The 26,987-nt window shown below is 56.7% G+C and carries 26 protein-coding genes; 18 read left to right on the top strand and 8 right to left on the bottom strand.

The window, feature by feature from the left end:
- The first annotated feature begins 39 nt into the window (after positions 1–39).
- Positions 40–945 carry an SDR family oxidoreductase gene (locus tag FAES_RS15230; RefSeq protein ID WP_015332127.1) on the top strand — a complete coding sequence of 302 codons (906 nt, stop codon included), beginning with the start codon at positions 40–42 and terminating at the stop codon, positions 943–945.
- Positions 946–1,000: 55 nt separating this feature from the next.
- Here the strand turns inward: FAES_RS15230 and FAES_RS15225 are convergent, their stop codons facing one another.
- Both FAES_RS15225 and nudK read right to left on the bottom strand, forming a co-directional pair.
- The gene (locus FAES_RS15225) at positions 1,001–1,375 is read right to left on the bottom strand and encodes a hypothetical protein (protein WP_015332126.1); all 375 of its coding nucleotides are present in this window, start codon (positions 1,373–1,375) and stop codon (positions 1,001–1,003) included.
- Positions 1,372–1,959 carry a GDP-mannose pyrophosphatase NudK gene (gene nudK / locus FAES_RS15220; protein ID WP_015332125.1) on the bottom strand — a complete coding sequence of 196 codons (588 nt, stop codon included), beginning with the start codon at positions 1,957–1,959 and terminating at the stop codon, positions 1,372–1,374. The genes FAES_RS15225 and nudK overlap by 4 nt, the downstream gene beginning before the upstream one ends.
- A gap of 54 nt (positions 1,960–2,013) precedes the next feature.
- Between nudK and FAES_RS15215 the strand changes: the two genes are divergently transcribed.
- From FAES_RS15215 to glgX, 8 genes are all read left to right on the top strand, one after another.
- The gene (locus FAES_RS15215; RefSeq protein WP_015332124.1) at positions 2,014–2,763 is read left to right on the top strand and encodes a DeoR/GlpR family DNA-binding transcription regulator; all 750 of its coding nucleotides are present in this window, start codon (positions 2,014–2,016) and stop codon (positions 2,761–2,763) included.
- Positions 2,764–2,903: 140 nt separating this feature from the next.
- On the top strand, positions 2,904–4,880 hold the full coding sequence (locus FAES_RS15210; RefSeq protein ID WP_015332123.1) for a histidine kinase dimerization/phosphoacceptor domain -containing protein: 1,977 nt from the start codon (positions 2,904–2,906) through the stop codon (positions 4,878–4,880).
- 140 nt (positions 4,881–5,020) lie between these two features.
- Positions 5,021–5,731: a sensor histidine kinase gene (locus FAES_RS15205; protein ID WP_015332122.1), complete on the top strand. Its 711-nt coding sequence runs from the start codon at positions 5,021–5,023 to the stop codon at positions 5,729–5,731.
- An 87-nt stretch (positions 5,732–5,818) separates the two neighbouring features.
- Entirely contained in the window at positions 5,819–6,571 is a 753-nt protein-coding gene (locus FAES_RS15200; protein ID WP_148289376.1) for a response regulator, read from the top strand.
- Positions 6,572–6,791: 220 nt separating this feature from the next.
- Positions 6,792–7,499 (top strand): YiaD family glycine zipper/OmpA-like lipoprotein, encoded by a 708-nt coding sequence (locus tag FAES_RS15195; protein WP_015332120.1) that lies wholly within the window; start codon positions 6,792–6,794, stop codon positions 7,497–7,499.
- A gap of 109 nt (positions 7,500–7,608) precedes the next feature.
- Positions 7,609–7,956: a DUF3140 domain-containing protein gene (locus FAES_RS15190; protein WP_015332119.1), complete on the top strand. Its 348-nt coding sequence runs from the start codon at positions 7,609–7,611 to the stop codon at positions 7,954–7,956.
- 141 nt (positions 7,957–8,097) lie between these two features.
- Entirely contained in the window at positions 8,098–8,553 is a 456-nt protein-coding gene (locus FAES_RS15185) for a ferritin-like domain-containing protein (protein ID WP_015332118.1), read from the top strand.
- A gap of 197 nt (positions 8,554–8,750) precedes the next feature.
- Positions 8,751–10,856: a glycogen debranching protein GlgX gene (gene glgX, locus FAES_RS15180; protein ID WP_015332117.1), complete on the top strand. Its 2,106-nt coding sequence runs from the start codon at positions 8,751–8,753 to the stop codon at positions 10,854–10,856.
- Positions 10,857–10,964: 108 nt separating this feature from the next.
- Here the strand turns inward: glgX and FAES_RS15175 are convergent, their stop codons facing one another.
- The 5 genes from FAES_RS15175 to FAES_RS15155 all read right to left on the bottom strand — a co-directional run bounded on the left by FAES_RS15175 (position 10,965) and on the right by FAES_RS15155 (position 13,923).
- Complete coding sequence (locus tag FAES_RS15175) at positions 10,965–11,690, bottom strand: DUF3891 family protein (RefSeq protein ID WP_015332116.1); 726 nt, start codon at positions 11,688–11,690, stop codon at positions 10,965–10,967.
- 125 nt (positions 11,691–11,815) lie between these two features.
- Positions 11,816–12,319 carry a pyridoxamine 5'-phosphate oxidase family protein gene (locus tag FAES_RS15170; RefSeq protein ID WP_041257927.1) on the bottom strand — a complete coding sequence of 168 codons (504 nt, stop codon included), beginning with the start codon at positions 12,317–12,319 and terminating at the stop codon, positions 11,816–11,818.
- Positions 12,320–12,438: 119 nt separating this feature from the next.
- The gene (locus FAES_RS15165) at positions 12,439–12,852 is read right to left on the bottom strand and encodes a four-helix bundle copper-binding protein (RefSeq protein ID WP_015332114.1); all 414 of its coding nucleotides are present in this window, start codon (positions 12,850–12,852) and stop codon (positions 12,439–12,441) included.
- Between the two features lie 15 nt (positions 12,853–12,867).
- Entirely contained in the window at positions 12,868–13,098 is a 231-nt protein-coding gene (locus tag FAES_RS15160; RefSeq protein ID WP_015332113.1) for a DUF2188 domain-containing protein, read from the bottom strand.
- Positions 13,099–13,431: 333 nt separating this feature from the next.
- Entirely contained in the window at positions 13,432–13,923 is a 492-nt protein-coding gene (locus tag FAES_RS15155) for a hypothetical protein (RefSeq protein WP_015332112.1), read from the bottom strand.
- Positions 13,924–14,104: 181 nt separating this feature from the next.
- On the opposite strand from FAES_RS15155, the gene FAES_RS15150 reads away from it, so the two are divergent.
- Positions 14,105–15,697 (top strand): peptide chain release factor 3, encoded by a 1,593-nt coding sequence (locus FAES_RS15150; RefSeq protein WP_015332111.1) that lies wholly within the window; start codon positions 14,105–14,107, stop codon positions 15,695–15,697.
- Between the two features lie 55 nt (positions 15,698–15,752).
- Here FAES_RS15150 and FAES_RS15145 read toward each other — a convergent pair whose 3' ends face one another.
- Positions 15,753–16,409, bottom strand: coding sequence for a carbonic anhydrase (locus tag FAES_RS15145; protein WP_015332110.1), 657 nt, complete (start codon positions 16,407–16,409; stop codon positions 15,753–15,755).
- A 237-nt stretch (positions 16,410–16,646) separates the two neighbouring features.
- On the opposite strand from FAES_RS15145, the gene FAES_RS15140 reads away from it, so the two are divergent.
- The 8 genes from FAES_RS15140 to FAES_RS15105 all read left to right on the top strand — a co-directional run bounded on the left by FAES_RS15140 (position 16,647) and on the right by FAES_RS15105 (position 26,976).
- The gene (locus FAES_RS15140) at positions 16,647–19,859 is read left to right on the top strand and encodes a DUF7948 domain-containing protein (protein ID WP_015332109.1); all 3,213 of its coding nucleotides are present in this window, start codon (positions 16,647–16,649) and stop codon (positions 19,857–19,859) included.
- 57 nt (positions 19,860–19,916) lie between these two features.
- A complete protein-coding gene (locus FAES_RS15135) occupies positions 19,917–20,366 on the top strand; it encodes a DUF4920 domain-containing protein (RefSeq protein WP_015332108.1) in 450 nt (149 codons plus the stop codon).
- A 156-nt stretch (positions 20,367–20,522) separates the two neighbouring features.
- The gene (locus tag FAES_RS15130) at positions 20,523–20,957 is read left to right on the top strand and encodes a hypothetical protein (RefSeq protein ID WP_015332107.1); all 435 of its coding nucleotides are present in this window, start codon (positions 20,523–20,525) and stop codon (positions 20,955–20,957) included.
- 76 nt (positions 20,958–21,033) lie between these two features.
- Positions 21,034–22,350, top strand: coding sequence for a metal-dependent hydrolase family protein (locus tag FAES_RS15125; RefSeq protein ID WP_015332106.1), 1,317 nt, complete (start codon positions 21,034–21,036; stop codon positions 22,348–22,350).
- A gap of 7 nt (positions 22,351–22,357) precedes the next feature.
- On the top strand, positions 22,358–23,710 hold the full coding sequence (locus FAES_RS15120) for a hypothetical protein (RefSeq protein ID WP_015332105.1): 1,353 nt from the start codon (positions 22,358–22,360) through the stop codon (positions 23,708–23,710).
- A gap of 105 nt (positions 23,711–23,815) precedes the next feature.
- On the top strand, positions 23,816–25,171 hold the full coding sequence (locus FAES_RS15115) for an MFS transporter (protein WP_015332104.1): 1,356 nt from the start codon (positions 23,816–23,818) through the stop codon (positions 25,169–25,171).
- 43 nt (positions 25,172–25,214) lie between these two features.
- On the top strand, positions 25,215–26,225 hold the full coding sequence (locus tag FAES_RS15110; protein WP_041257926.1) for a sugar kinase: 1,011 nt from the start codon (positions 25,215–25,217) through the stop codon (positions 26,223–26,225).
- 85 nt (positions 26,226–26,310) lie between these two features.
- Positions 26,311–26,976, top strand: a complete 666-nt coding sequence (locus FAES_RS15105; protein ID WP_015332102.1) for a bifunctional 4-hydroxy-2-oxoglutarate aldolase/2-dehydro-3-deoxy-phosphogluconate aldolase — start codon at positions 26,311–26,313, stop codon at positions 26,974–26,976.
- Positions 26,977–26,987: the final 11 nt, after the last annotated feature.

The following is a 26,987-nucleotide window of genomic DNA, read 5'->3' as shown; positions in this document are numbered from 1 at the left end:
GGGTATGGTTTATACAGGATAACCAATCTCCCAGACACAATGACCCCGTCAACAACCCAGGCCACTACGGCTGTTTTGCAGAATCCGCTGACCAAATACCCGCAGCCACCCTACGGTGAGCAGGAACAAGATACACCCGGCTCCGATGCGCAGCTGACCCCCAAAGCCGACCACGGCGAAACGTCGTATAAAGGATCGGGCAAACTCGTGGGCCGCAAAGCGCTGATTACCGGCGGCGACTCGGGCATCGGCCGGGCGGTGGCGATTGCCTTTGCCCGCGAAGGAGCCGACGTGCTCATCGCCTACCTGAATGAAGACGACGATGCCCGCGAGACCGCCCGGTACGTGGAGGAAGCGGGCCGCAAAGCCGTGTTGGTACCCGGCGATATTGGCGAAGAAGCCCATTGCCGACAGCTCGTTCAGCGGGCCGTCGACGAGTTGGGGGGCCTGGACATTCTAGTCAATAACGCGGCTTACCAAATGGCGCACGAGTCGCTCCAGGACATCACCGCCGAGGAACTTGACCATACCTTTCGGGTGAACATCTTCGCTATGTTTCACATCTGCAAAGCGGCGGAGGAACACCTCAAACCGGGCAGCACCGTCATCAACACGACCTCGGTGAACGCCTACAAGCCCAATGCGCAACTGTTGGCCTACGCTGCTACCAAAGGGGCCATCCAGAACTTTACCGCCAATCTGGCGCAGGTGTGGGCCGAAAAAGGCATTCGTGTCAACTGCGTCGCGCCCGGCCCCGTCTGGACACCGCTAATCCCCGCCACGATGCCACCCGACAAAACCAGCACCTTCGGGCAGGACGTACCCCTGAAACGCGCAGGTCAACCGGCTGAACTGGCGCCCGCCTACGTCTTCCTGGCTTCCGAAGACTCAAGCTACGCCACCGGCAGCACCGTGCAGATTACCGGCGGCTCGCCAACCATTTAGTGCTTGAAAACCATAAGGCTGTTGCTTGTAGGCGTCGTGTCTACAAGCAACAGCCTTATGGTTTGGTTTGGGCGGCACTCACCCCAGGCACGTCTTCTACCCTACTGTATACCGGCAGGCCTCGTTCGCGGGCAATACGAACGTCGTTGTCAGCACCAGCTGAGGCACCTTCAAGACGCAGTATGGCGTCGCACCGGTCAAGGAGCTGATGGGCCACCGGGTACTGAATGGCATTCCAGGCCTCGTCGCCGGGGCGGTTCGAGCCAGCTAGGCGGATGAGCGGCAACGCTACCCATTCACCGATCATAGGCAGGTGCCCGGCACGAAACAGCGGCAGAGCGACCGATTCCAGTGTAGCTAAGTTGCGGGCCATCAGGGCCGGGTCGTCGTTGGTGCCGCCCCGATAGGGGCCGGCGATAAGAATCATCATAAGGTAGCAGCAGCGAATTGCCTTAGTTTTAGGTGATATAGTAACATGATTGTCTTCCCGTCCATAATCTCGCCGATTTCGATCATACGAAGCGCGTCGGAAAGTGGCACTTCGAGCACGTCGATCTCCTCCTCATCGACGCCCCCACCCGCGCGCCGCTCCGTATCGGCATTGTAGTCGGCGAGGTAAAAGAAGAGCCGTTCGGTCACCGACCCCGGACTCATGTAGGCCTCCATCACCTTCTCCACGTTCGACAGCCGAAAGCCCGTCTCTTCTTCCGTTTCGCGGCGTATGGCATCGTCGGGCTGATCGTTATCGAGCAAGCCGGCGCAGGTTTCGATTAGCATGCCCGTGGGGTTTCCATTCACGTAGGTAGGGAGGCGAAACTGACGCGTCAGAATCACGGTATCGGTGGTTGGGTTATGCAGCAAAATCGTCGCGCCATTGCCGCGGTCGTAGGCTTCGCGCGTTTGCGTGGTCCACTCACCGTTGCGTTGGCGGTAGTCGAACGTGTAGCGTTTCAAAACATACCAGTTGTCGGAAAGCAATTTTTCGTCGGTTATTCGCACGTAATCAGCAGCCATATTGTTCGTTTTTGTTTTATTTTGTTCAACTATGTGCAAACAACGACTTAATTCATGAATTTTCAAAACCGGACGCGAGGCATTCTGGCCGCCCTTGAGGAACACGGCTCGATCGACGTGCATACCTTAGCTACTCTGTTACAAGCCTCGGAGATGACCATCCGGCGCGACCTTGTGCAATTGGCCGATCAGGGTCTGCTCATCCGCACGCGGGGTGGGGCCATGCGGGTGGATATGGCGCAGCCCTTCCGATTTGAACACAAGGCGGCCCAACGATACGAGCAGAAAGTACACATCGCGCAGTTGGCCGCCCAGCAGATCGAGGAAGGCGACACGGTTTTTCTGGACTGCGGCAGTACTGTTTTTCAACTCTGCCCGTTCATCCGCCACAAACGCATCCAGATCATCACCAATTCGTTACCCATTGTGAGCGAGTTGCTTGGCTCCTCCGTCACGATCAATCTGGTCGGCGGCGAGGTCGATGCCGACCGGCAGGCGGTTCATGGGTTGATGGCCGCTCAACACATGCAGCAATATCGAGCCAAGCGGGCCTTCATCGGCGTCGACGGGCTATCGAGTCAGCACGGGCTCAGTGCTAACAGCGAGAAAGAAGCCAGTACAGCCCTGCAGATGGCGGCGCAGGCCGAGCATACGTACCTGCTCTGCGATTCCTCTAAACTCGAACGAACCAGCTATTTTCAGTTTGCCCCGCTTACGCTGGCGCAAGTGCTCATCACCGATGCCGGGGCCGATCCGGCGTTAGTGACCGCTTATCAGCAAGCGGGCCTGACGGTATTGTTATAAAAGCCTGTTGTATTGTACCTTACTACTTCGTAAGAGCGGGCAAAGCTATTAACTAGAAGTTGCGTAGCTTCGTGTATTGAACACTCGCGGCCAGTCGCGCATGCAGTCCTCACCGTACCTACACCTTAACCATTTTCTGGATGAGTCAACTTTACGGTAGTTTGTTGATTGGGCTGGGTACGTTGGTGAATCCCACCGTTCCACCGCCCGATTCAGCACAGGTTGCAGGTATTTACGCCCGCTGGCAAGCGCATCGGTTTGTGCGGCCCGACTCGTCGTACTGGTACGCCAAACAGTTGTTTTCGCTGAGTCGGCAAACCGGCAAGCCCACCGATATGGCTCAGGGCTATCTGACCCTGGGCCTCGAAGAGCGCGATCGCGGCAATTATGCCGAGGCGCTCAGTCATTTTCAGCAGGCGTTATCGTATCGCGAGCAGCTCCGGGATCAAGTGGGCGTCGCTACTGTGTACCAGACGCTGGCGCTTACCTACAAACGCATGGGCGACTCCCAGCACGTGGCCGAACTGACCCGCCGGGCACTGGCCTATGCCAACCAGGCTCACGCGGCGTTTGTAGCGACTAATGCCCGACCGGCTCAGATTGCCAATGCACTGAATACCATCGCCATTATTGAGCGTGATCTTAAAAACCTGCCCGCGGCTTACAAAGCCTATCAGCGGGCTATTGCCCTGCTCGAACCCATTCAGGCTACGCTAATACCCCGCGACCTGTCGACGCTGGCTTTACTTTACGGGAACCTGGGGCAATACTTCTGCGACATTGGCAAACCCGAGCTGGCGCTTGAGCACCTGACTAAAGCGCTGGCGCTGAACACGAAGCTGGGCGAAAAAACAGCCCTCGAGCACAACAACCGGAACCTGAGCAACGCCTACCAGCGCCTGCGCGACTACCCCAAAGCCGTTGACTATGCCGACCGGGCCATAACGCTTTCCCGGGCCATTAAGGACCCCCACCGGCTGTTTAACACACTGATGATCAGCTACAAAGCGTATCGGGGTGCGGGCAACTACCAACAGGCGCTGGCGATGCTGGAAGAGCAGAAGCTAATTGAAGACTCACTCCTCCGGGCCGACAAAAGTCGCCAGATTACGATCATGCAAGCCCGTTTCGACACTGATCGGGCGCGCCAACTGGCCGAAATTTCGGCGCAGAAGGATCGCTTACTTGCCGAGACCCGCACGCGCCTTCAGCTCGAGCACGAAGGCGAACTGGCCCGTATCGAAGCCGACAAAGCCCGCGATCTGTCCCGCCTCCGGGCCAAAGCCGATTTTGCCCGGGCCGAATTGCAAACCCGTTACGACACCGAGACAAACCACCACATCATCAAAACCCTGAACGACGAAAACGAGCGCCGCGCCCAGCAGATAGTGTGGCTCAGCGTGGGTGCAGGGGTATTTCTGTTGCTGTCGGGCCTGCTTCTACTGCTGTATCAGCGCGTCAGAAACAGCCGGGCGGAAGTGCAGCGGCAGTCAGAGCAGCTCAAACTTCTGATGCGCGAGCTGCACCACCGGGTCAAAAACAACCTCGCCGTGGTGTCCGGTCTGCTCGAGTTACAGGCCAATCGCATCAGCGACATACCGGTTCGGCAGGCGTTCGTCGAAAGTCAGCAGCGAGTGCAGGCAATGTCGTTGATCCATCAGCGCCTCTATCAGTCAGACGCCACCACGCGCATCAATCTGCGGGAGTTTTCGCTTGACCTGATCGGATTCCTGAGCGACGCCTATGGCTATTCCGACGCCGAGTTGACCCGCTCACTCCGGCTCGACATCGACGAAGTCGACGTCGACGTGGCGATTCCGTTAGGCCTCATTATGAACGAGTTACTGACCAACGCGTTTAAATATGGTTTCCCACAGGCCACGCGCCCTAACCTGACGCTGCAACTCTGGCGCGACGACGTTCATCTCTGCCTGCTACTGGCGGATAACGGACCGGGCTTCAACACGGCGACCTGGAATAACGCGGGCAAAACGTCATTTGGTCGCCGTCTTATCTACAGCCTCAGCGATCAGCTGGGCGCCCGCCTGTCCATCGATACGTCGGCGGGTACGCAAGTCCGGCTGACGATTCCCGCGCATACCCTGCAAATGGCCTGACCAACAAACGTTGGTCTCTGACACTCACGAAGCTGCTGTTCACCCACATTGTGGCGGCAGGAGTCGCTTCTTTTGTGCTTATTGTCCACGGCTACCTAGTTTTTGTACGGTTGGTAGCCGAACACAACCTCTTCTTTGCCATGACGCTGCTTCCGCCCACATACTGGCATTACTGGCTGTTATCTGGTGGGGTGCTGGCGATGATCTGCCTGGCGCTTGGTTATCAGCTCCGCCAGGTACGTTACCAGCTAGGGCAGCAATCGGCTCATCTGGCAATTCTGCAGCGCGAACTTAGCCACCGGGTCAACACCAACCTGGCCATCACCATCGGGCTGCTCGAACTGCAGTTGGGTCAAACCCACGAACCGGCGGCTCGTTGGTCGCTGCAACAGAGTATCAGCCGAACCCGGTCGGTAGCACTCTTGCAGGAACGACTCTATTTGGGCGGGCAACCCACCGACATTAACCTTCGGCAATATGTCTGTAGCCTGTATCAGTCGCTGACGCAACAGCCGGTATGCCCTCAGTTGGCGCTACAACTCGATACGGATGAACTGAACGCCGACCTGGCCCTGCCGGTGGGACTAATTCTGCACGAGTTACTCACCGACGCCACGCACCATGCCGCCCCCAAGCCCCCCGCTGTCACCATTAGTCTGAAACAGCAAAATGGCTGGCTCCTCGAGTTGCTGGATCAGGGGCCCGGGCTCGACACCCACCCTACCCGATGGTCACGGGCGGGCGTACCACTCCCGAAACGGCTCATCGAGGGCCTGTCGCAACAGATTGGCGGCAACTGCGTTATGCTGCCCGGGCAGGGACTCCATTTTCGTTTACATATCCAACAGTAACTTGGCGCCGGATTGAATGGAGACTAACGCGCCTGAGGCAAGCAGATGGCGTTAGTTTCGATGAATGAAAAGCGACTTCCTCTTTGTATGAATCTCTTAATCGTTGAAGATGAGGCCATTCTGGCCATGACGCTCTGCGATCACCTGGAATCAGAAGGCTATACCGTCGTGGGCATTGCCAACAACGGCCTCAAAGCCATCGACCTGTTTCGGAACAACGATGTCGACCTCATTCTGTGCGACATTACGATTAAAGGCGAATTTGACGGCATCGAAACCGCCCGCCGCATCAATGACATCCGCCCGGTACCGGTTATTTACCTCACGGCCTATTCCGATGCCGAAACAGTGGCGCGCGCCAAACAAACCTTCCCGGTCGCCTACCTGACCAAACCCTACAACCTCATGAACCTCCGGTTGGCGATCGACATCGCGATCAATAACCTAAGCCGAACCGACAAGACGCCGGCCGCGAGCCCGACGACTGCCAGCAGCGGCGAATCGACTAACCGCGAATTGATCCTGAAAATGGGGCAGCACATTTTCATCAAACAGGGCTATCAGTTCATCAAAATTTTCCTCAAGGACATTCAGATCCTGGAAGCCGACGATATCTACACGACCTTCCTGACCGACACCAAGAAATACTCGCTGCGGCTGTCCCTCTCGGCGGTGCTGGACAAGATCGAATATTCGTCGCTGGTTCGGGTACACCGCTCCTATGCCGTTAATACAGAGCGGGTTGACACGTTCGATGACAACGAAATCCGCGTTGGTGAACGGACGATTCCGCTGGGGCGTCACTTCAAAGAACAGTTCCTGAGCCGCCTGCACGGTTGATGCGTACTAGTCTACAATTCTTGTAGAATATTTTCCACAAATTGGCGATCTTATGGTATAGTCAGGTCGCTACCCGAGTCCGTTGCGACCGCCTTCCAGCGATACTCTAACCAACTCATTGTTAGATTGGTAGCGAGTTACTTACGGCTTTTTTTCGTCTTCGACCAGATGTGGTACATGATTTGGCTATATATGGCTAAATCAAATTCACTATCACGTTATGAACAAGTTGAACGTCAATCGCAAAGGTATGGTAGCGCTGTTGCTCGCTTCCAGCCTGACCACCAGCGATGTTATGATGAGTTGTAAGTCGGTTAAGCAGAACACCAACAAAACGCAGCGCGGTGCGGCCATTGGGGTCGGTGCGGGCGCGGTAGCTGGTGGTGTTATTGGCCGTAAATCAGGAAACACAGTATTAGGGGCCATTATCGGAGCTACGGTTGGCGGTGCCGCCGGTGCCGTGATTGGTCGCCGCATGGATAAGCAAGCCGAGGAACTCAAGCGCGATCTACCCGGCGCGACTGTCGAGCGGGTCGGTGAAGGTATCAAAATCACCTTTGGCTCAGATATTCTGTTTGATGTAAACAAATCAGACCTGAAAGAGGCCACTAAGCGTCAGTTGGCTGAGTTTGCCCAGACGCTGGAAAAATACCCCGACACCGACGTGCTGATCGAGGGGCACGCCGACGCCTCCGGCCCAGACGATTACAACCTGAAACTCTCTAAAGAGCGGGCCGACGCTGTAGCCAGTTACCTGAAAAGCGTGGGTGTAAAAGGAGCCCGGCTTGACGAGAAAGGTTATGGCGAATCGCAGCCGGTTGCTGATAACAGCACGGAGGCAGGCCGCTCAAAAAACCGCCGGGTCGATATCGCCGTATTTGCTAATGACAAGATGAAGCGCGATGCCAAAGACGGCAAAATCGAATAACCAAGAAGTTTACTACTTATCGTTCATTGTTTCGTTTAAGTCGAAACAATATCGAACAGAGGAAACAATGAACGGTAAGTAGGCAACGTTAACTAGAACAGGCTAAGTCATGGCAACGGCAACACTCGACGATCAGGAAAAGAAAGAGGTATACGACGAATTCAACGAAGTTGTTAATATGACAGCTGCTGCGCTGGAGAAGTGGCTGGATACCGATGACTCGAAGAAGGTTGGCCAGAAAGACGATGACGCCGCCGAATCGGTTGGGCATCAGTCAGGAAAAAAGATCATCCGGATTCTGAATACGAAAAAGGCCGATCTGACCAACGACGACTACGCCCACATGCGCAAGGTAATCAGTTACGTGCGCCGCCACTCGGCCCAAAAGCCGCAGGAGGTAGCAGGTAGTAACTGGCTTTTTTCCCTGAAAAACTGGGGGCACGATCCCCAGAAATGATAGTAACCGCAAGGTGTAAGCGAGAGAATGGACAGTAAGAAATGCCAGTTGCTCGATTTTTAGCTTTTAATAGCTTCGTTGGCAGTTTTCCTATAGAGTATCCATTTTTCAGTCTACATTGTGCAATCAATAATCAACGCTATGAATGTTAAAGAAACCCGGGGCGAAGTCCTCGACCAACTGAACAAGTTGCTGACAAGCGCCCATGATGCCGAGAAAGGCTATCAGGAGGCCGCAGAAAACGTTAAAGATGCCGAATTGAAGAGCCTGTTTCTGGCTCAGTCGCGGGAACGCGCCGAATTCGGTCAGGAACTTGATCGGGAGATCCGCGCGCTGGGCGGCGATCCGGAAGGCGGCACCAGCCTGGCTTCTGATCTGCACCGCGCCTGGATCAATATCAAAAGTGCCGTATCGGGCAGTACCGACAAAGCCGTTGCTGAAGAATGTCAGCGCGGCGATGCCGAAGCCCTCGACGAATATAGAGATGTGCTTGAGCAGACCGACATCGCGGCTAGTACCCGTGAGTTGCTGCTTCGCCAGAAGAGTAAAGTCGAGTCGGCCCATGCAACAATGGGACGCTTGGCTTTGGTAGTGTAGTGAATGGTGGGATCGGAAAGCCTGCACTCTGTGAGTGCAGGCTTTTTTGTTTTAGGGGTTTCTGACCTCTAGTTGAGGTTAGTCCAATTGCCGGTTTGTGTTTCCCTGAAAAAGCCGAAAAGGCGCGTCAATTCCCAAACAATGGGCCCGGCCGGGCGGTTTATTTATTGGTAATTTCTACCAAGTCTTCAACCGTTATGATTACACATAAAATGGCTTCGGCGCCTACCATTCCGTCGCGGCCCGGCCAGCCCTATCCGCTGGGTGCCACTGTCGACGAACAGGGCGTTAATTTCTCTATTTACAGCGAACACGCGACCAGCGTATCCCTTTGTCTGTTCAGCTCAAAACGGGGCGAACACGAAACGCATCGCATCGAACTAACCGAAAAGACCGAGAATGTCTGGCACATTTACCTTGAAGGCGTTCGTCCCGGCCAGTTGTATGGCTACCGGGTCGATGGCCCCTATGCACCCGAAGAGGGGCATTATTTCAACGCCAACAAACTACTGCTCGACCCCTACGCCCGCGAAATCCACGGCACCGTAGGCGGTGAAGTCGATACGCTCGGCTACAACCACGAAAGCGAAGCTGAAGACCGTTATCGCGAAATGAGCGAGGTTGACAGCGGTAAAGTGGCGCCAAAAAGTGTAGTGATCGACTCGGCCGCCTTCGACTGGGGCGACGATCAGGCACCCCGTACGCCCATGCACAAGTCGATGGTGTATGAGATGCACGTGAAAGGCTTCACCTACCAGCACCCGACCATCGACGGTGGCATCCGGGGTTCGTATGCCGCGTTGGGCACGCCGGAGGCGATCGAGTATCTGCAAAAGCTGGGTGTTACGGCGGTCGAGTTACTACCCGTGCACCAGTTCACCAACGAAAGTTACTGGGGCTACAACAGCATTGGCTTTTTTGCGCCGCACAACGGCTACGCCTCCAGCGACAACGTGGTGCATGAGTTCAAGCAGATGGTTAAAAACCTGCACGCGGCTGGCATCGAGGTGATTCTCGACGTGGTCTACAACCACACTGCCGAAGGCAATGAGATGGGCCCCACCCTGTCGTTCAAAGGCATCGACAACCGGGTATATTACCATACCGTGCCCGAGCAGCCTCAGTTTTACATGAACCACACCGGTACGGGCAACACCTTCAACCTCACGCATCCCCAAACGCTGCGGGTGGTGATGGACAGCCTGCGCTATTGGGTGCAGGAAATGCACGTAGATGGCTTCCGGTTCGATCTGGCTTCGGCGCTGATTCGCGAATTGGGCGACAACGTTTCGTCGTTCCTCGACACGGTCAATCAGGACCCCACGCTGAGCCAGGTTAAGCTCATCGCCGAGCCCTGGGATATCGGGTCATACCACGTCGGGCAGTTCCCGGTACGTTGGTCGGAGTGGAACGGCAAATACCGCGATTGCGTACGGAAGTTCTGGAAAGGCGACGAAGGGCAGGCGCACGAAATGACGTTACGGTTGCTGGGTAGCCCCGACCTCTACGCCGACGGACGTGGCCCCGGCAACAGCGTGAACTTCATCATTGCGCACGACGGCTTTACGCTGAATGACCTGGTTAGCTACAACGAAAAGCACAACGAGGCCAACGGCGAAAACAACAACGACGGCGAGAGCAACAACGAAAGCTGGAACATGGGCGTGGAAGGCCCAACCGATGACGCCGACATCAACGCCGCCCGCGAACGCCAGAAGCGTAATTTCATGACGACGCTGTTGCTGAGCCAAGGGGCTCCGATGTTTATGATGGGCGACGAATACGGACGTACCCAGCATGGTAACAACAACGGCTACAACCAGGACAGCGACATCAGCTGGTTCAACTGGAATTGGGAGGAAAAGAATCAGCAACTGTTCGACTACGTGAGTCAGCTGGCGCAGGTACGTTTGAAATACCCGTTGTTGAGTCGTCGCAAGTTCTACGACACGGAGCAGATTGACTGGCTGCGACCCGACGGCGAAGTATTCACCGAGCAGGACTACGCCAACGGCGATACCCGTTGCCTCGCCCTGTGGATCGACGGAGCCCGGGTCGACGAGCAGGACGAATCAGGTACGTTGATCAACGAAACCAAAGAGGGTAGCTCCAAACTGCTCTGGATTCTGAACAGCTACTGGGAGCCGATTCCGTTTACGCTGCCCGCTCCGCACAAGGCGCGCACCCACTACGAAGTGATCGTTGACACCTACCAGGGCACCGTCGAAAGCGGTGAGCGTGTGGATGTAAAAACGCCTTTCATGGTACCCGAGCGGTCATCGATCCTCCTGCGAATGGTGTAGTTCAAAGAGCGAACGTGTGCAAGCGATGAAGCGTGAACGGGCTGACGCATCCATTATTTAGCGTCAGCCCATTCACGCTTTATCGCTTGCACACGTTCGCTCCTTTCACTATTTCGCCAACGTCCACTCCTGTACCTGAATGGGGGCTTTCTGAAGGGCGTTGTAGAGTGTTTTGTCGTCGCGGAACGTGAGCTGATCAAGCGTAACGTACTCGATATGTACCGTGAAGGTATCCGGTTCATAGGGCCACGGATCAACACCCAGGGTACCATTGGGCCGCTGAAAAACGTAGTAGTGTTCGCCATCAGGCCCGACGCTGATTTCCAGACGACGCCCTTCGGGGGGCACCTGATTCTGGCACAGAATGAGCGAAAACGCATCGCACCATTGCACAAAATCATAGGCGTAGCGGGCTGTCGCTTCAGAGACACCGTACTGTTTTCGCCATGACTGCTGGTTCTTCCGCTGCTGATCTAGGCAGTTGTCCAGGTCAGCGCTTTGGCCGCGCTTTTCTTCGTACAGAAATGTAATGTGCATCGACTCCATCAGGGCGTTCCACCGGCTTTTCTGAAGGGCGATGCTGATCATATTCTGCATCTGCCCAACCGAGAAATCGAGTACCTGAAAGTGCCGGGGCGCACCGGCTTCGGTCAGGTGGTTGCGGCCTTCATAGGGGTCCTGCCCGTCGTCGTGTTCGGTAAGTGCGATGAGGGTTTCGGCCCAACGCTCGGGGCGTTTGGCGGGCTGCCAGTGGAGCGCTAGCTGGAAGGCCAATAACGCATGAGCGGGCTGGTGGATAACCTCCCAGCCCGCATCAATCAGTCGGGTGATCATGGGGAACGCGAAGAAGCCAGAAAGGGAGTAGGGCGAAAAGGCAGGGATATGGCTGGTCGTGTTCTGGAAACACCCGTTCACTCCCTCCTTTTCGCCCTACTCCCTTTCCTTTGCTCTTCTTTACATTAGAGGCTCACTTTTACGTTTTCGCCTTCCTTGTAGGTGTCGCCCGTGACGGCAGCGCGGGCCATCTCGAACAGCCGTACGATGCGGCTGTCGTTCGAATCCCAATACTCAGCCAGTTCGGGTTGCACTTTCAGCAGCGTCAGTTCGGGATCATCCTTGCCTTTGGGGAACCAGGGTTTCGCCATGTCGGACCAGAGTTCGTCGATCTTGGCGCGGTTATCGACTTCCTGCGACGTACCTGAGATCGAGACGTAGTCCGCATCGGAAACATTGGCAAAGCTCAGGTTTACCTTGTTTTCATTATGCTGGATCTGGTCGACCTTGGGTGACGATTTCTGGGTAAAAAACCAGAGCGTTCCGTCGGCGTCCACCTGCATGCAGGCCATCGGGCGGCTTACCAGATTACCCTGTTCATCGACGGTCGTCATCATGGCGATGCGGATATCGTCGACCATCTCTTTTACTTTCTCCAGTTGGGGGTTGTGTTGTGTTTGGGTTTCCATAACGTTGGGATAAAAAAAGTTTGACGCTTGGTGTTTACGAGTCATCGTTGTTTGACTCCTCTCAGCGAGGTCGACAAACCGATACATCGTAAACACTAAACGTCAAACAAATGATTTGCTTAGTTATACAGCGCGTCGCGCAGGTCAATGCCGTAGAACAGCGACGCTGGGGTTGCCTGAGTAGGCGCTGATGGCTCGTCGCCCGTAGACATCGACAGGATTTTCGAGCAGCTCAGGATCGTTTGCTGGCACATGGCATATACCTGCTGCGCCCGCTCCGAACTGAACTGTTGCGCCTCACCAGCGCACTTTTCGCACACATCGATGCAGGCTTGCGCCAGCAACCGGGTGTTTTCTGAGCCCCGTACATAGAGCATAGCCACCTGACGGCACAAATCGGCACAGTCGAGATTTAGGAAAATGAAGCGGTACCAGTTTTCAATATCATTCGACCGTGATGATTCCGTAGCGGTTTCGTCGCAAAGTGCTGCGCAGCCGGTCAGCGTATCGTAGATGGCTTTATTCCAGATCATGTTGAGGTTTTGGGTTTACGCCTGTTGGAGTGAAAAAGTAGACGACAACATCGATACCTCGGGAGCGAGCTGGGCTTTGGCCTGCCGCCGCGCTTCAATGATACTAAGCTGGATAGCCTCCTGCCGGTCCATATTCTCGCGGGCCATGAGTGCGTTGGCAATCTCGATGGCTTTAGCTCGTGTGCTCGGACTCAGCGAGCGCATGGGAGCAGGGAAGTGGGTAGGTGTCCAGTTCATGAGTCTCATTGGCGTATCGTTGTCTTGTCTGCTATACTGGCGTAGAAATATTGTGCCAAATACAGAGCCGATGCGGCCAATTAGCGTTAGGGTGGGGTTGGTTTGCTCACTGTCAGCTACTTACTCTCCCATCCAAACTATTTTTCATTCCAGGCAACTGTTGAGGGGCGTCAAGAGTGTAGAATTTTCTTCACACATTACCCAACATAAAATTCCCCGACTGTGGAAGGTCGGGGAATGTATATGCCTTAATAAGTTGGTGGCAAAACGGCTTCGCTGACGTTCGCTATGCATCAGACGAGATGCCCATAGGAAAGTCATGCATGGCCCAAACTTTTTGTGCTAGTTGGCGTCGAGGGCATCGACCCGGTCGTCAACACCATCTTTCACTTCTTCAATGGCTTTCTTGGTTTTGGGCCAGCTTGCGGCCGTTACCTGATCCAGTTCTTTCAGCAGGCCAACCATGGTTGCGCGTTCTTTTTTCAACGTGCTTAGGCCCGTCGTGAGTTTAGCGCGGTCGCCTTTGCCATCTTTCATGTCGCGCTCATACTTGGCGGTCTTTTCGTCGATGTCTTCCACTTCAGCGTTTAGCTCTTTGCGCATGTCGTCGCGGTCGGCATCCCAGGTTTTCTTGAAGTCAGAACGGGCCGAGTCGAGGTCAGCCTGTTTGTCCATGACCTCTTCTTTGGTACCTCCCTCCTCCTGCGTGTTGATCACCTCCTGTTTGGCTTCGGCGACGTCTTCCGCTTTGTTTTCGGTCTTCGATTCGCAACTCAGCTGGAACGTACCCAGCATCAGGGCCAGCGCGGTGGCCGCATACATGTTCGTTTTCATAACGTTTTGTGTTTAGGTACTAAAACCGGCCAGGCCCAAGAAAGTTGGGGAAACCCAGTTGCCGCCGAGCCACACGCTCACCAGACGCGCCACACGGCCGCTTCGGTGTACGGGGCTTTGTGGTGAAAGGCATCCGCTCTTTTTTCGTATCTTTGTGGCCTGATTCTTAGAAAAATACTAAATGAACCGCGAGCAGGAAATTGCCCGTCGGCGCACGTTCGCCATCATTAGCCACCCCGACGCCGGCAAAACCACACTGACCGAAAAATTGCTGCTCTTTGGCGGAGCGATCCAGACCGCCGGGGCCGTAAAATCCAATAAAATCAAGAAGTCGGCAACGTCCGATTTCATGGAGATCGAGAAGCAACGGGGTATCTCCGTGGCGACCTCGGTGATGACCTTTGACTACGAGGGTAAGAAGATAAACATTCTCGATACGCCCGGCCACAAAGATTTTGCCGAGGATACGTACCGCACCCTCACCGCCGTCGACTCCGTTATTCTGGTTATCGACTGCGTGAAAGGCGTCGAAGAGCAGACCGAACGGCTCATGGAGGTGTGCCGCATGCGCGACACGCCGGTGATCATCTTCGTGAACAAACTCGACCGGGAAGGCCGCAATCCGTTTGACCTGCTCGATGAGCTGGAAGAGAAACTGAACATCCGGGTACGTCCCCTCACGTGGCCCGTCAACATGGGGTCCGACTTTAAGGGGGTGTATAGCCTCAACGAAAAAAAATTATATTTCTTCCGCGTCAACAAAACGAAGGTGGAAGACGACGTGCTGCCGATCGACATCGACACACCCCTGCTCGACGAAAAAGTAGGTACCCGCGACGCCGCTCAGCTGCGCGAAGACGTGGAACTGATCGAGGGCGTGTATGACACGTTCGACATCGAAGCCTATCGGGCCGGTAAGCTGGCACCGGTTTTCTTCGGTTCGGCCGTCAACAATTTCGGGGTAAAGGAATTGCTCGACGGTTTCTGCCAGATTTCGCCGGAACCCATTGCCCGCCCCACCGACAAGCGCGTTGTGGAACCCGAGGAGAAGAAGTTCAGCGGCTTCGTGTTCAAGATCCACGCCAACCTTGACCCGCGCCACCGCGACCGGATCGCCTTTCTGCGCGTTTGCTCGGGCCTGTTCGAACGCGGAAAATTCTACCACCATACCCGCCTTGACAAGGACGTGCGGTTTGCCTCGCCGTTCAGCTTTATGGCCGATGCCAAAGCGGTGGTCGAAGAAGGGTTCCCCGGCGACGTGATCGGTTTGTATGATACAGGTACGTTCAAAATCGGTGATACGCTGACCGAAGGCGAAGACCTGCAATTTGCGGGTATTCCAAGCTTTTCGCCCGAGTTGTTCAAGGAGTTGATCAACCTCGACCCGATGAAATCCAAGCAACTGGACAAGGGCATTCAGCAGCTGACTGACGAAGGCGTGGCGCAGTTATTTACGCTGGCCCTCGGCAACCGCAAAATCGTGGGAACAGTCGGCGAACTGCAATTTGAGGTCATCCAGTACCGGCTTGAGCACGAATACGGCGCCAAGTGCCGCTGGGTGCCCATGAACACAAGCCGCGCCTGTTGGATCACGTCGGACGACAAGGTGAAGTTGAATGAGTTTATCCGCCTCAAAGGCAATCAGATCGGCTACGACAAAGATCAGAACCCGGTCTTCCTGGCCGAATCGGACTGGATGCTGCGGATGAATCAGGAAAACAACCCCGAGATCACGTTCCACCAAACGTCGGAGTTTAAGACGGAGATGGTTTAACCGAGATTGGTCCCACACAAAAAAGGCAGCGTTTCAGACGCTGCCTTTTTTTGTGTTATACGATTCGCTCGGGTTCACCGTCCAGGTTATACACGTACGGATCGAGGTCTTCTTTAAGGCTCTCAGGGGTAATGCCCATGTCTTTGATGGTGCCCCGTTCCAGGTCATACACCCAGCCGTGAACGCGCGGGTACCCCGTTTCGGCCTGCGCCCGCTGCACGAACGAGAATTTCATCACGTTCAGGCACTGCTCGCGCACGTTCAACTCGACCAACCGTTTGAAGCGTTCGGTTTCGTCTTCAATGGCTGTCAGTTCTTCGCTATGTATCCGCCGTACGTCTTTGATGTTCCGCAGCCACACCCCAAGCGTATTGAATTTGTTTCGGGTCATGGCTGCCTCGACGCCGCCGCAGCCGTAGTGACCACAAATAATGATGTTCTTTACCTTCAGGTTTTCTACCGCGTATTGCACGACAGCCATCGAGTTGACGTCGTTGTTGGGGATGAGATTGGCGATGTTCCGGTGAACAAAGACTTCACCCGGCCGAACACCCAGAAATGTTTCTGGCTGCACCCGGCTGTCTGAACAGCCGATGTAAAGAAAGTCGGGCGACTGTTGCAACGACATTTCCTTGAAATACTCCGGGTCTTCCTGAAGGCGTTGTTCAACGTACTTTTTGTTGTTCTCGAATACGCGCTGATATAATTCCATCCGCAGGGGCTATTTGTTAAAAACAGATTAATAACTCGGCCATTCACCAATTGGTTTGTTGGCCGATTCAAACATACTTGCCCGACGGCCACAATCGATGCGCTACCCCCGAAAAGCTAGCGACAGGGCCATATCTGCCGCGTTACGCCACCGGTCGGAGACGCGCTGTTGACTTTTAACGCGGTTCCGGCGCATTTTTTGTAGCTTAGGCAGTTGATTTTTACAGGTGCCGACCTTATGCGTGCAACGCGACTAACCCTCTTTTTTCTACTCAGCTGGCTTTCCCTTGAGGCCGCGCCCCGAGGGCTGGTTTTCATCGAAAACAACGGCCAATGGCCTGCCGACGTGCGTTTCCGGGCCGACCTGCCCGGCGGGTTCCTGTACCTGAAAACCAACGGCCTCCACTACGCTTTCTACGATACCCGCGAAACCGCCCGCCGCCACGCCACCGCGCCTTCCAACGAGCCCGTATCGCCCAGCATCCGGGCGCACGGCGTACTGGTCACGCCCGTTGGCAGCACCGGTGCCGCCCAGATTGAGGGGTCGAAACCTGTCGAAACGGTATTCAGCTATTTTTCGGGTACCGATCCGGGCCGGTGGGCTGGTAGGGCGCGGGGGTTTGCCGAGGTACGTTACCACAACCTGTACCCCGGCATCGATCTGCGCGTCTACGCCTACTACGAAACCCTCAAATACGAATTCATTGTGCAGCCGGGCACCGACCCCAACCAAATTCGGCTCGCCTACGACGGTGCCGATGGGCTCGAACTGACCAACAATCGGCTGACGGTGCGGACGTCGGTGACTGCATTTCGGGAAAACGCGCCCTACAGCTTTGTCACACGCGGCGAGCGGGCCACCGAAGTACCCACCCGCTGGGCGCTGGATGGCCAGACAGCGCGGTTCGTGTTCCCGAACGGGTACGACAACACCCAGCCGCTCACCATCGATCCCGAGCTCCTGTTCGTCACGTTTTCAGGGTCGCGCGCCGATAATTTCGGCCATGCCGCCACCTACGACGCTGAAGGCAACACCTACGTAGCCGGCTCGGTCTGGGGCACGGGCTTCCCAACCACCCGGGGCGCCTTCCAGGTCAGCTATGCCGGAATGACCGACGTGGGCGTCATGAAATTCTCGGCGGATGGCTCACAATTGCTCTATGCCACGCAGTTGGGCGGCACCGAAGCCGACCTTCCGCACAGCATCGTGGTCAACAGCAAAGGCGAACTGATCGTGATGGGTAGCACGGCCTCGGGCGATTTCCCCGTCACCACCAACGCCTACAGGTCGCGACTGATCACGCAGGCTGGGGTTACGGCGAGTGTGTACAGCGGCTATCTTGGCTACAGCGCCGGTAGCGATCTGTTTCTGACCCGGTTAAACGCTGCGGGTACGTCGCTGGTCGGCAGCACCTTTGTGGGCGGTAGCAACCACGATGGCCTGAACCTGTATGGGCTGACGGGCGCGGTACAGAACTATTCCGATGAGTTTCGGGGCGAGCTCATCGTAGGCCCCACCGACGAACTGTACGTAGCCAGTACCACCCAATCGACCGACTTCCCGGTTACGGATGGCTCCGCCCAGAAAGGACCCACCGATGGCATCGTGTTCCGGCTCTCGGCCGATCTCTCTAAACTTGACTGGGCCACCCGCATCGGTGGTTCGCAGCTCGACATGGCGTTTGGCCTGCGGCTGGCCAAGTCGGGCGCGCTATACGTCTGCGGCACCACCTACAGCACCGGGCTGGGTACGTTGGGGGCGCTGCAACCCCAGTTGGCGGGCCTGAACGATGGCTACGTGGCCCGGCTCGGTAGCACCGACGGCAAGCTTACGGCATTCACGTACCTGGGCACGGGTAGCTCAGATGTCGCCAGCCTGATCGATATCGGACCTAACGAACAGCCGCACGTGTATGGGCTCTCCAAAGGCCGGTACCCCGTTACGGCCGGCGTTTACAGTAACGCCGGCAGCGGTCAGTTTATTCACGCGCTCAACGCCGACCTTACCAAAACCGTTTTCTCGACTGTGTTTGGCTCAGGGCGCGCCGGTCCCGACATTTCACCGACGGCCTTTCTGGTGAACACCTGCGGCAATATCTACGTGGCGGGCTGGGGCGGGCTGGTCAATACCAGCCGAAATTTTAACCCAAGCAGCAGCACCAACGGCCTCCCCGTTACCGCCGATGCCTACAAGCGCACCACCAATGGCAGCAATTTCTGGCTCGGGATCTTCGAGCAGGGAGCCAAGTCGTTTCTGTATGGTACGTTCATGGGCGACACCACCCCGGCCGACTCGGTCCGCGACGGTGACCATGTCGACGGGGGGACCTGCCGTTTCGACCCCTATGGCACCATCTACCACGCCGCCTGTAGCTGCCGGTCCAATCACTTCCCGGCCTCGGCAACGGCCTGGTCCAAAACGCGGGGCAATGCCAACTGCAACAACATTGCCTTCAAATTCGACACCGACCGACTACAGGCCGGATTCGACACCTACGAAGGCACGCGCAAAAACATCGTAGCGGGCTGTACACCCCTGACGCTCAGCCTGCAAAACACCAGTGTGGGTGGTAAACGCTATGAATGGGTGATCAACGGCAAGGTGGTTTCGACCGACCCCAACCGCGCTACCTACACCTTCGACAAAGCGGGCACGTACCCGGTCATCATTCGGGCCTACAACCCGCTCAACTGCAAGCTCGTTGATTCAACCACCCGGCTGATCAAGGTGTCGCCGGCCGATTTCCGGGTCAGTAAAGACACCGTCCTCTGCGCGGGTAAGCCCGTTTCGCTCACGGCGCAGGGCGGCATAACGTACCTGTGGACAAGCAGCGGCGCCTCAGGCTCGGCCATCGCCACTCCCACCGCCGCCAGTATCGTGGTCGTGGCCCAGCCCTCAGCCACCTACAGCGTGTCGATCACCAACGAGGCGGGCTGTTCGACTACCCGCACCGTCACGGTGCGGGCCGACAATGCCTTTGCGCCCAGAATCGCGCTCTCAGCCAAGTCGGACTGCGTAACGCCAACGGTCTTGACCTTTCAGAACACTACCGTCGGGGCCGATCGCTTTGTGTGGTCGATGGGCAACGGCGATACGCTACGTACGGTGCTGCCCATCAATTACCAATACCCCAGAACGGGGCAATACGAGGTGGTGGTCACGGCCTACAAGCAGGATTGCGCCCTCACGCAACGGGTGCCGGTCACCTACGAAAATTTCGGCCCGCTGCCGAATATGGTCACGGCTAACGACGACGGCAAGAACGACGTCTTCGACACGCGCCTGACGGGTGCCAAGCTGGAAATCTATAACCGCTGGGGGCGCCTGCTCTTCGCGGCGGATAATTATCAGAACAACTGGGGCAACAAAACCCCGCACGGCACGTATTTTTATCTGCTAACCACACCTGGTGGCAGCCAATGCAAAGGCTGGATACAGGTTCTGGAATGAAGATTTGGCGTTTACTGTTTGCTAACTGACGTTTGCTAATCCATTGACAACCACTTTATGAAATTCATCGCTATTGTCGCCCTATCGCTGGGCCTTACCTACGGAGCAACTGCCCAGGATTCGTACCACGGAAAGAAAATCAGTGAGAAAGGCGCTATTCCGGCGGCGCAACTCGCCAGTAACCTGGGCAATAAAGCCGAAGCCAAAACCAAAGTAGAAGGTACCGTCGAGTCGGTTTGCCAGATGAAAGGCTGCTGGATGAAGCTTAAAACCGCCGACGGGCAAACCATGCGCGTAACGTTCAAAGACTACGGCTTTTTCGTACCGAAAGATATCTCGGGCAAAACCGTCGTGGTGGAAGGCGTAGCCAAACAGACGACTACGCCCGTTTCTGAACTGCGCCACTACGCCGAAGATGCGGGCAAAAGCAAAGAAGAAATCGCCAAAATCACCGAGCCCGAAAAAGCCATCACCTTCGTGGCCGACGGCGTGATTGTGAAGAACTAGCAGGCGGGTACCGCACGGGTCACGCCATGTTACCACTAGCCGCTTAAAAAAAAGCAACGGTTTATTACAACCCCGCCCCAACGAGGTGAGTCTTGAAAACGAGTCGGCACACAGCGCCGCCTCGTTTTTTTTATCGCATCAATTCACAAATACGACATGAACCGTTTCGTAAACGTAGCCGCGGCATCGCTGTTTGCTTCGGCTACCCTCTTCCTCGCCTGTACCCACTCATCCTCAACCCCTTCCCCGGCGAACCAGATCAAACTGGGGCAGAATCAATCGGGCCGCCTGTCGTCGGGCGTGACCGTCAAGGTCGACTCCCTGTCTGACAGCCGCTGCCCAATCAATGCCATCTGTATCTGGGGTGGTAATGTTGTCCTACGCGCTGTGCTTACGAAAGATACCGACACAAAATCGGTGCGCCTGACTCTCGGTCCCGATCCGGCCAATCCCACCAACAAACGCCCTGATTCGACGGGCGTTGTGCTGGGGGGCACCACCTACAAAGTGGTACTGCGCGACGTGACGCCCTTTCCCGGATCGGGGTCTACAGAGCCTAAGCAGGCGCTGGTGGAAGTAGCGGCCCGATAGGCAGCAAACCGCTTTTTGTTATCTTCATGGCCGCAGCCCGCTCGGGTTGCGGCTTTTTCATGTTGTCCGAACGGCTATGATAAAACACTACGTACCCAACCTCACCGCACGAATCAGAACAACGGCCTGCCTGCTGGGCCTTTGCCTGCTGGCATCACCCCTGCTGGCGCAGACCACCCGCACGCTCCTGCACTGCGGCAATCTGTTTGTCGGCACCACCAACGACCTGCAACGCGACATGACCATCGTGGTTGAGGGAAACAAAATCGCCGCCGTGCAACGGGGTTACACCGCCCCCACGGCCCAGGATCGGGTAATTGATCTTAAAAACAAAACCGTGCTGCCGGGCCTGATCGACATGCACGTGCACCTGGAAATGGAAACCCGGCGCGGTGGCGCCATCGACAAGTACACGCAGAACGTACCTGACATGGCCTACCAGGCCGCCAAATACGCCAAAACGACCTTGCTGGCGGGCTTCACCACCGTGCGCGATCTGGGTGGCACGGGCGTCAATATCGCCCTGCGTAACGCCATCAACCGCGGGCTGACCGACGGGCCACGGGTGCTCACGGTGGGTAAATCCATTGCCACCACGGGCGGCCACGCCGACCCCACCAACGGTAGCCGCCGCGAACTGATGGGCGACCCCGGCCCGATGGAAGGCGTCATCAATGGTCCCGACGAAGCCCGCAAGGCCGTGCGGCAGCGCTACAAGGAAGGGGCCGACCTGATCAAGATTACAGCCACGGGCGGCGTATTGAGCAACGCCAAAGACGGGCAGGGGCCGCAGTTCAACGAGGAAGAGCTAAAAGCCATCGTAGAAACGGCCAAAGACTACGGCTTCCCCGTTGCGGCCCACGCCCACGGCGCCGAGGGCATGAAACGGGCCATCCGGGCGGGCGTGCAAACCATCGAGCACGGCACCCTGATGGACGACGAAGCCATCGAACTGTTCAAGAAACACGGCACCTACTACGTACCCACCATCATTGCGGGCAAAACAGCCGCCGACTCCGCCCGCATGTTTGGCTATTACCCCGCCCTGGTGGTGCCCAAAGCGCTGGCCATTGGCCCGAAAATCCAGGCGACCTTTGCCAAAGCCTACAAAGCGGGCGTCAAGATTGCCTTCGGCACCGACGCGGGCGTGTATGTGCACGGCTACAACGCCAAGGAGTTTGAGTACATGGTGGAAGCAGGCATGCCGCCCGTCGAGGCCATCCGGGCGGCGCTGATGACCAACGCCAGGTTGCTGGGTATGGAGACGCAGATCGGCTCCATTGAACCCGGCAAATTCGCCGATATCATTGCCGTTGATGAAAACCCCATCCAGAACATCAGGACCCTGCAAAGCGTCCGGTTCGTGATGAAAGACGGCAAGCAGTACAAATAAATAGCCCATGTCTGACTCTTCCACGTCCTCGTTGTCGCCCGACGAGCAGGACAAACTACGCGAACTGACCACCCAAAGCTGGAACCTCGAGCTGGCCATTTCGGGCGTCGCCATGTTTGCCATTCTGCAACTGCCCGACCTGCTCGAATCGGCGTTCAGTTACCTGCAACACAATTTCCTGCTCAACGACGAGGGGATGCCCCGCCTGCTCATATCGCTGTCGTACAGCATGATCCGGGCCATCTTTTACGTGCTGTTTGCCGCCTTTCTGGCCAACTTCGTGATGCGGGCCTTCTGGGTGGGGCTGGTGGGATTACTGGCCGTGTATCCGTCGGGTATTCATTACGATCGCATTCCCTATTCGACGCCTTATTCCCAGCGCCGGATGGCCGACGAGCTCGGCCCCCTCGACCGTTACATCCTCCGGCTCGACAAGCGCTGCAACATTGTCTTTGCGTTGGCCTTTCAGTTTGTCTTTTTTCTGATCGTAGTCGGGATGCTCTACGTCTTCGGTCTGGTGATCTACCTGGTTGTGCAACCCAACGTATCGCCAGCGGTCTGGCTGGGTGTCAAGATTGGGATTGGCCTGTTGGTGGCGGGCTTTTACATCGCTCTGATCGTGCTGAGTCTGAAGAAGGTACGGGAACACCCGAGGGGCATGAAGTTGCAATACCAGCTGACGAAAGCGCCGCGACTGATGCTTATGGGTATGTACCGGCCCTCGTCGTACATTACCAACACCTTCTACAGCCACATTCCCAAGCAGCGGTTCACCCGCACGGCGGCGATTTTCATGACCGTGTTTATGGTGGTATTCTTGGTTGAATACACCATCGATCAGGCACGTAACAACCCGCGCAGCTCCGCCTTCAGTAGCCGCCATCTCTACTCTGCCCGCGTAGATAGCCTATTTTTAGATCCGGGTGCTTACGATAACCAGCGACCCGAGGGTGAGTTGGTTGGTGTGGCGTCTATCCAGGCCGACGTAATCCGTGAACCGTATATACGGCTGTTTATTGCCTACCCCAAAGCCCTCGACACGTTGCTGACGCGCCTCGCTCCGGAGCCCAGCTGGCCCGACTCCCTGTCGAGGACGGAGCGCCGCCGTCAGCAGGGCGTCTGGATAAACCAGCAGATCAACCGGCTTGTCCGGCTAACGGTCAACGATTCGACAATTCATCAGCCTGACCTGCTCTTTGCGCAGGCCGGCCCGATGCAGCAGCGAGGCTGGCAAACCGTGCTGGTGCCGGGTAACCTCGTCAAGGGCCGAAACCTGCTTCGGGTGGGCATTCAGCGCCCCGGCCAGTCGGGGCCCGATGAGCTTGCTGCCATTCCGTTCTGGTACGTACCTGAGCCCTAGCCGCTGTGGGTACGTTGCTCTACCCGGCCGTGCTTTCTCCCACTTACCAGACGAGTTGTTGGCTCTTCCGACGGTAAAAACGACGCAAACGCTACTTTTGACGGTATGAATCCCTCTTCTCCCGGCAGTTTTCGCTGGCGTATGGTGGCCCTACTGTTTGTGGCAACCACGATCAACTACATCGACCGGCAGGTGTTGTCGTTTACCATGACCGACGAGTTGTTTCGGAAAGAGATGCTCGGCCTGTCGGTCAACGACGTACTGACGCAGGAGCGCATCGATCAGTTTCGGGTCGAATACAGCAAGGTGGATTCAGCTTTTAAGTTTGCTTATGCTATCGGGTTTCTGATCATGGGCTGGCTCATCGACCGGATTGGCACCAAACGGGGCTTTTCGCTGGGGATCGTCATCTGGAGTATTGCCGCGGTGGGTACGTCGTTTGTGCAGTCGCTGGGCGGGCTCAAACTGGCCCGCGTGGCCCTGGGGCTGGGCGAGTCGGCCAACTTTCCGGCGGCAGTCAAGACGGTGTCGGAGTGGTTTCCGCGCCGCGAGCGATCATATGCCAACGGGCTCTTCAACGCCGGCACCAACGTGGGCATCATCCTCACCGCCCTGATCGTCCCCTACCTGATCCTCAACTACGGCTGGCGCAGTTCCTTTCTGGCAACGGGCGTACTGGGGTTTGTCCTGCTGGCCTTCTGGTGGTTTTCGTATTCAAAACCCCAGCGTAACCCTCACGTATCGGCCGCCGAACTGGCCTATATCCGAAGCGACGCCGTCACCGAACCACCCCTGCGCGTTTCGTGGCTGCGGCTGCTGTCGTACAAACAAACCTGGGCCTACGCCATTGGCAAGTTTCTGGCCGATCCCATCTGGTGGTTTTACATGGCCTGGCTACCCGATTTCTTCAACACCAACGAAGCCCTCGACCAGAAGCTCGACCTGAAGTCTTTCGGCATTCCGTTCCTGATTATCTACGTCGTGTCGGATGCCGGCAGCATCTTCTTCGGCTGGCTCAGCACGCAGTTTATGAACCGGGGCTGGTCGGCCAATCGTGCCCGCAAAACCACTATGCTGATCTGCGCCCTCTGCGTGATGCCCATCATGTATGCCGCCAAAACAAACAGCCTCATGGTGGCCATCGCCCTGATTTCGCTGGCTGCGGCGGCGCACCAGGGCTGGGCAGCCAACATGTACACGTTTGCCTCCGACCTCTTTCCGAAAAACGTGACGGCTACCGTAACCAGTATTGGTGGTATGTTTGGCGCGCTGGGCGGTATTTTGCTGGCGCGGTACTCCGGCGACATCATCAACAACCTCGGCTATTATCCGCTTTTCATTATCGCCGCCGGTGCTTATCTGCTGGCTCTTTTGCTTATTCACCTTGTACTACCCAAACTGGAACCCGTCACGGCCGATGAACTCGACCCGCAGGTGACGCTGGCCGGTAAACACCTGTAGTCGACGGCGGATTTCCGTATTCGTTTCGCCTGCAGCTCACTGTATGAAAGTAATTACGTTTGGTGAGGTCATGTTGCGGCTCAGTCCGCCGGGCCAGCATCGCTTTAGTCAGGCCACGACCTTCGATATGGCCTTCGGAGGTACCGAAGCCAACGTAGCCGTTGCGCTGGCCCAATGGGGCGTCGACGTGCATCATATCACCAGTTTTCCAACTAATGCCCTCGGCGACGCCGCCGTAGCTCACCTGCGTAAGGCGGGCGTCGACACGCGCTATGTACAGCGGGGGGCCGGGCGGATGGGCCTTTATTTTCTGGAACACGGCGCCGCGAGCCGGGCAAGTCAGGTGGTGTACGACCGAGCAGATTCGGCGTTTTCCCGCTTAACCGCCGACAGTGTCGATTGGGAAACCGTCTTTGTCGATGCCGACGGCGTTGTGGCCGACTGGTTTCACTGGACGGGCATCACACCCGCCATTTCGGCTGGTACGGCGGCCTGTTTGCTGAAAGGCATCGAAACCGCCAACCGCCTGGGTGTGCCCGTATCGGGCGACCCGGTATACCGAAGCAATCTCTGGCAATATGGCCAGACACCGCAGGACGTACTGCCCGAGCTGACGGCCGGCTGTACGCTGCTGCTGGGGAACGCCGGTCTGTTTTCATATCTGTATGGCATCAACGCCACCACCAACGAAGCCGCTGCCCAGGAAATGATGACCCGTTTTCCGCGCCTCAGGTACGTTACCGACACCGTTCGGGAGTCGGTGAGTGCCTCGCACAACCGGCTGTCGGCCTGGCTGTATGATGGTGTTGAAACGGTATCGACGCCCCTCTTCGACGTGCAGCCCATCATTGACCGGATCGGCACCGGCGACGCCTTCATGGCGGGCCTCATCTACGGGCTGTTGCACGGCGAACAATCCCTGACCGAAGCCCTTACTTTTGGTGTGGCAGCATCGGTGCTGAAACATACCATCCCCGGCGACGTGTTGCTGGCCACCCCGTCGGAGATCGACGACATCGCCGCCGGTAACCTCTCGGGTAAGATCAAACGCTAACGTAGCCCCGACGCTCCAGCGTCGGTTTTTCTCATGAACGGGCCAACCGGCCCTTACCGAAGCTGGAGCTTTGGCCCTACGAACGATGACGCCTCGCCTCACAGTTTACCAGACCATCCTCGACACACCCGTTGTGCCGGTCTTTTTCCACGCCGACCTCGACACCTGCCGGTCTATTTTGCAAACCGCGTATCGGGCGGGCATCCGGGCTTTCGAATTCACCAACCGGGGCGACTTTGCCCACGAGCTGTTTGGCGAACTGGTGAAACTGGCCCGGCGCGAGATGCCCGGCCTGGTGATGGGTGCCGGCACAATCCTCGACGCACCCACGGCAGCGCTGTACGTGCAGCTTGGCGCCAATTTCATCGTTGCCCCGACGTTCAGCGAAGAGGTAGCCCGCTTCTGCAATCGCCGTCGGGTAGCTTACATGCCCGGTTGCGCGACACTCACCGAAATCAGCCGGGCCGAAGAATGGGGCGTCGAATTCGTAAAGCTATTCCCGGGCGATGGCCTCGGACCGGGTTTTGTGAAAGCCCTGCACGGTCCTATGCCCCAAACGCGGGTGATGGTCACGGGCGGCGTTGAACCCACCCCTGAGAGCCTGACCAAATGGTTCAGCGCGGGTGTTTCGGCCGTAGGCATTGGTTCTCAACTGTTTGCCAAAGAACTGATCCAGGCGGGGGCGTTTGCTCAGCTTGAGGAGCAGATACGCCAAACGGTCGATTTTACGAAGACGCTGCGCCAGTCGTAACGAATTCACCG

Source organism: Fibrella aestuarina BUZ 2 (assembly GCF_000331105.1).
GTDB lineage: Bacteria > Bacteroidota > Bacteroidia > Cytophagales > Spirosomataceae > Fibrella > Fibrella aestuarina.
The sequence above is the reverse complement of the archived record's forward strand: the minus strand, read 5'-3'. Positions and strand labels throughout refer to the sequence as shown.

Coding starts and splice junctions, on each gene's coding strand:
- FAES_RS15115 (WP_015332104.1), top strand. CDS start 23,816: ATGAATCCCTCTTCTCCCGGCAGTTTTCGCTGGCGTATGGTGGCCCTA.
- FAES_RS15225 (WP_015332126.1), bottom strand. CDS start 1,375: ATGATGATTCTTATCGCCGGCCCCTATCGGGGCGGCACCAACGACGAC.
- FAES_RS15135 (WP_015332108.1), top strand. CDS start 19,917: ATGAAATTCATCGCTATTGTCGCCCTATCGCTGGGCCTTACCTACGGA.
- FAES_RS15215 (WP_015332124.1), top strand. CDS start 2,014: ATGAATTTTCAAAACCGGACGCGAGGCATTCTGGCCGCCCTTGAGGAA.
- FAES_RS15155 (WP_015332112.1), bottom strand. CDS start 13,923: ATGAAAACGAACATGTATGCGGCCACCGCGCTGGCCCTGATGCTGGGT.
- FAES_RS15205 (WP_015332122.1), top strand. CDS start 5,021: ATGACGCTGCTTCCGCCCACATACTGGCATTACTGGCTGTTATCTGGT.
- FAES_RS15145 (WP_015332110.1), bottom strand. CDS start 16,409: ATGGAATTATATCAGCGCGTATTCGAGAACAACAAAAAGTACGTTGAA.
- FAES_RS15230 (WP_015332127.1), top strand. CDS start 40: ATGACCCCGTCAACAACCCAGGCCACTACGGCTGTTTTGCAGAATCCG.
- FAES_RS15150 (WP_015332111.1), top strand. CDS start 14,105: ATGAACCGCGAGCAGGAAATTGCCCGTCGGCGCACGTTCGCCATCATT.
- FAES_RS15130 (WP_015332107.1), top strand. CDS start 20,523: ATGAACCGTTTCGTAAACGTAGCCGCGGCATCGCTGTTTGCTTCGGCT.
- FAES_RS15110 (WP_041257926.1), top strand. CDS start 25,215: ATGAAAGTAATTACGTTTGGTGAGGTCATGTTGCGGCTCAGTCCGCCG.
- FAES_RS15210 (WP_015332123.1), top strand. CDS start 2,904: ATGAGTCAACTTTACGGTAGTTTGTTGATTGGGCTGGGTACGTTGGTG.
- glgX (WP_015332117.1), top strand. CDS start 8,751: ATGATTACACATAAAATGGCTTCGGCGCCTACCATTCCGTCGCGGCCC.
- FAES_RS15175 (WP_015332116.1), bottom strand. CDS start 11,690: ATGATCACCCGACTGATTGATGCGGGCTGGGAGGTTATCCACCAGCCC.
- FAES_RS15125 (WP_015332106.1), top strand. CDS start 21,034: ATGATAAAACACTACGTACCCAACCTCACCGCACGAATCAGAACAACG.
- FAES_RS15165 (WP_015332114.1), bottom strand. CDS start 12,852: ATGATCTGGAATAAAGCCATCTACGATACGCTGACCGGCTGCGCAGCA.
- FAES_RS15160 (WP_015332113.1), bottom strand. CDS start 13,098: ATGAGACTCATGAACTGGACACCTACCCACTTCCCTGCTCCCATGCGC.
- FAES_RS15170 (WP_041257927.1), bottom strand. CDS start 12,319: ATGGAAACCCAAACACAACACAACCCCCAACTGGAGAAAGTAAAAGAG.
- FAES_RS15200 (WP_148289376.1), top strand. CDS start 5,819: ATGAATCTCTTAATCGTTGAAGATGAGGCCATTCTGGCCATGACGCTC.
- FAES_RS15195 (WP_015332120.1), top strand. CDS start 6,792: ATGAACAAGTTGAACGTCAATCGCAAAGGTATGGTAGCGCTGTTGCTC.
- FAES_RS15185 (WP_015332118.1), top strand. CDS start 8,098: ATGAATGTTAAAGAAACCCGGGGCGAAGTCCTCGACCAACTGAACAAG.
- FAES_RS15190 (WP_015332119.1), top strand. CDS start 7,609: ATGGCAACGGCAACACTCGACGATCAGGAAAAGAAAGAGGTATACGAC.
- nudK (WP_015332125.1), bottom strand. CDS start 1,959: ATGGCTGCTGATTACGTGCGAATAACCGACGAAAAATTGCTTTCCGAC.
- FAES_RS15140 (WP_015332109.1), top strand. CDS start 16,647: ATGCGTGCAACGCGACTAACCCTCTTTTTTCTACTCAGCTGGCTTTCC.
- FAES_RS15120 (WP_015332105.1), top strand. CDS start 22,358: ATGTCTGACTCTTCCACGTCCTCGTTGTCGCCCGACGAGCAGGACAAA.
- FAES_RS15105 (WP_015332102.1), top strand. CDS start 26,311: ATGACGCCTCGCCTCACAGTTTACCAGACCATCCTCGACACACCCGTT.